Origin of the sequence: Paenibacillus cremeus (genome assembly GCF_007786445.1) — a bacterium.
Taxonomy (GTDB): domain Bacteria; phylum Bacillota; class Bacilli; order Paenibacillales; family NBRC-103111; genus Paenibacillus_G; species Paenibacillus_G cremeus.
Genome location: NZ_VNJI01000112.1, coordinates 1 through 2610, shown reverse-complemented (window position 1 = coordinate 2610; position 2610 = coordinate 1). Strand labels below are relative to the sequence as shown.

The window sequence follows — 2610 nt, the reverse complement described above, 5'->3', positions numbered from 1 at the left end:
TCTTTCAGCCGGTTGGATATTTCATCATTGATCACTTTTCGGCGGTACTTGATTACTAGAATTAGATGATAATTAAGCGAGAATACTGAATGGTTATTCGAGTCAAGATCCATTGATAATACAGCCTTTCTCTAAATACGACTGAATGAATCTAATCGTATAGATTTCGGCTGTATTAGTCAATACCTAAGACCGTTGCCATTCATCCCACCACTTTAGAAGTGGGGGAATTCTGACAACTGATGGTTAAATTTTATGAAGCAGAGAAACCCACTTTCCAAAGCTGGGTTTTTCTTTTTTTTCAAATGGTATGTTTGTAGATGCTCTTTCGGAACACGCTGATCCTTGCTGCTTATAATATTCTGTTTTTCTTTCCGCTACCGATCGTAATCGCACTCATGCTAAACGAGCTGAGACAAGAGTTCATGAAGCGAATCGTTCAAACACTGATATACATTCCTCACTTTATGTCTTGGGTGGTGATCGTAGGGATTGCTTATATTTTCCTAACGACTGAAGGTGGCATTGTGAACGATCTGATCGCGCGTTTCGGCGGGGAAAAAATCAATTTTCTTGTGAGCAACGACTGGTTTCGTACGCAGTAGCGCCGGAGGAAATCAAGGGCCTCTTCAGCTGACCATGATGCTGCCGAGCTACAGTCCGGAGAAAATGCCCGATGACAGCTCTAAAACAGCTTGAGGAAAAGACCAACGAAGCTTACGGTCTCGTGGGTGCTCGCCTCGTCTTGCACGGACAAATTAAGTGCAACCGTTGCAGCCGGCGAGCTGCCGAAAACGTTTGTTGCTCTAGAGCCGAAGGATTCTTTCATTTTAAAAGGCAAGTTTTTTTGTTTTTTCGCTACGATCATGCATTAATCTCCAGCGGCCATTGCGACTGCTTTCGTCTGCTGGACCGTTCCAAACGGATGCTGAGGCGGAGCATAAATTGTATAAAGCTTAAGCGGGGTATTTCCTGTGTTTATTACATTATGCCATTTGCCAGCAGGTACCATGATTGCATAATCCTCATAAACCCTTTGTTCAAAATTCAAGTTACCTTTCGTGTCACCCATGCGGACTAAGCCTTGCCCTTCTTCAATACGCAAAAATTGGTCAACATAGGGATGAACTTCTAAACCGATGTCTTCCCCAACATTAATACTCATGACAACAACTTGTAAATGATTCCCCGTCCATACGGCAGTACGAAAAGTATTGTTTTGCTTAGCGGCCTCATTAATATTGATAACAAACGGTGTTTTTCCATGATCTTTTAACTCGATCTTACCATTCATGTTGGAGGATTGCCGATGATCATATTGACTTGGATGGTTTAAGTCTTGCGGAATCACCCAGTACAAAGGCATTCTAACATAGTTATACACCGGCAGGCTTACGTAGTATGGATAACGGGATAAATACTCATCGTAATACATTTTGTTACTCAGTCCCTTCCACAAAGTATAAAATAGGTTATTCACGATCCCTTAGAAAGGCTACTTTGAACTTTTGAAGAATTCTTTTGCAGGCCCGCAGTGGTTGGCATCGTTCCTTAAGGCGATGTGGAGCCCCATGAGCTTTTTCGGTTGGGGTGCTATGGAAATGGGTAAAAAATATCGAAGCTCTCTTGTTTTTGTAATTCTATAGCGGGAAATAATAATATAAAAATAACGAAGGGATGCTGTTAATTGAAGAAACTATTTCTGGCAGGCATTTTGTCATTACTCCTTATAAATCCCATAACAAAGGTTGAAGCGGCTGGATTTTTTAAAAGCTTGACGCCGGCTGCTCCATCAGCTCCATCATTGCTAAACTTACTTCGACAGGGCGGGTATATTCTTTATGCCAGGCATGGGGAAGCAACAGAAGGTGAAGATCAGCCGAATCTCCATTTTGATGATTGCAGCACTCAAAGAAATCTTTCCAAGGCCGGCAAAATACAAGCAGCACAATTTGGGAAGGCTCTTCGCGATTTACAGATCCGTGTCCAGACTCCAGTTCAAGCCAGCCCTTATTGCCGAACAAGGGAAACCGCAGCACTAGCTTTTAGTGAAGGAAATGTCCAAACAGATCCGTTTTGGGTTAAAATCAATAACTTCACTTCCTTGCCACATGCTCAGCAGCAAGCTGCTTTAGATACTCTAACTTCTGTGTTGGAACAAACGCCTGCTCCGGGAACTAACAGAGTGATCATTGCTCATAGTTTTCCTGATGGAGTTGGATTAGGAACTATCTCTCCATTAACTACCGTTGTTGTAAAACCTAGAGGACTGGGAAAGGGGTTTGAGGTGGTTGATCGAATCACTTTGGATGAATTGCTAAAATTACGCTAGAAAAGCTTTTCTTTTAGTCTACCCAATAGGGTTTTAAAAGGTTCACATTTCAATCTGAAATGTGAACCTTCAGATTGTAGAGAAACCCACTTTTTAAAAAGCTGGGTTTCTCTTTTTTTGCCCCAAAACACATATTTTGCGGGACTAGAGGGGGTATTAACCCTCCAATGCCCTCCTTTCTAAGTGGAGGGCGATCTTCTTCATATTCTGAACCGCTGCGGTCATGAGCGCTTGCTCTGTCGCATTTCTCAGCCCGCGTAAACGGCAATAGCGAAACC

General features: G+C 42.6%; 5 protein-coding genes and 1 pseudogene. 2 read left to right on the top strand and 4 right to left on the bottom strand.

Annotated features, from left to right (window positions below):
* On the bottom strand, positions 1-113 hold a 113-nt coding region (locus FPZ49_RS35010), incomplete at its 3' end, for a transposase (protein ID WP_186445923.1).
* A gap of 207 nt (positions 114-320) precedes the next feature.
* On the opposite strand from FPZ49_RS35010, the pseudogene FPZ49_RS35005 reads away from it, so the two are divergent.
* A pseudogene (locus tag FPZ49_RS35005) lies at positions 321-599 on the top strand (sugar ABC transporter permease); the annotation flags it as partial.
* Between the two features lie 86 nt (positions 600-685).
* Here FPZ49_RS35005 and FPZ49_RS36315 read toward each other — a convergent pair.
* Together FPZ49_RS36315 and FPZ49_RS34995 are read right to left on the bottom strand one after the other, a co-directional pair.
* The gene (locus FPZ49_RS36315) at positions 686-868 is read right to left on the bottom strand and encodes a hypothetical protein (RefSeq protein ID WP_186446295.1); all 183 of its coding nucleotides are present in this window, start codon (positions 866-868) and stop codon (positions 686-688) included.
* 3 nt (positions 869-871) lie between these two features.
* Positions 872-1435, bottom strand: coding sequence for a cupin domain-containing protein (locus tag FPZ49_RS34995; protein WP_144855336.1), 564 nt, complete (start codon positions 1433-1435; stop codon positions 872-874).
* Between the two features lie 252 nt (positions 1436-1687).
* Here FPZ49_RS34995 and FPZ49_RS34990 point away from each other — a divergent pair, with 252 nt between their 5' ends.
* Positions 1688-2332: a histidine phosphatase family protein gene (locus FPZ49_RS34990; protein ID WP_144855334.1), complete on the top strand. Its 645-nt coding sequence runs from the start codon at positions 1688-1690 to the stop codon at positions 2330-2332.
* A 49-nt stretch (positions 2333-2381) separates the two neighbouring features.
* Here the strand turns inward: FPZ49_RS34990 and FPZ49_RS36535 are convergent.
* Positions 2382-2610: hypothetical protein (locus tag FPZ49_RS36535; protein ID WP_222430018.1), on the bottom strand; the 229-nt coding region annotated here is incomplete at its 5' end.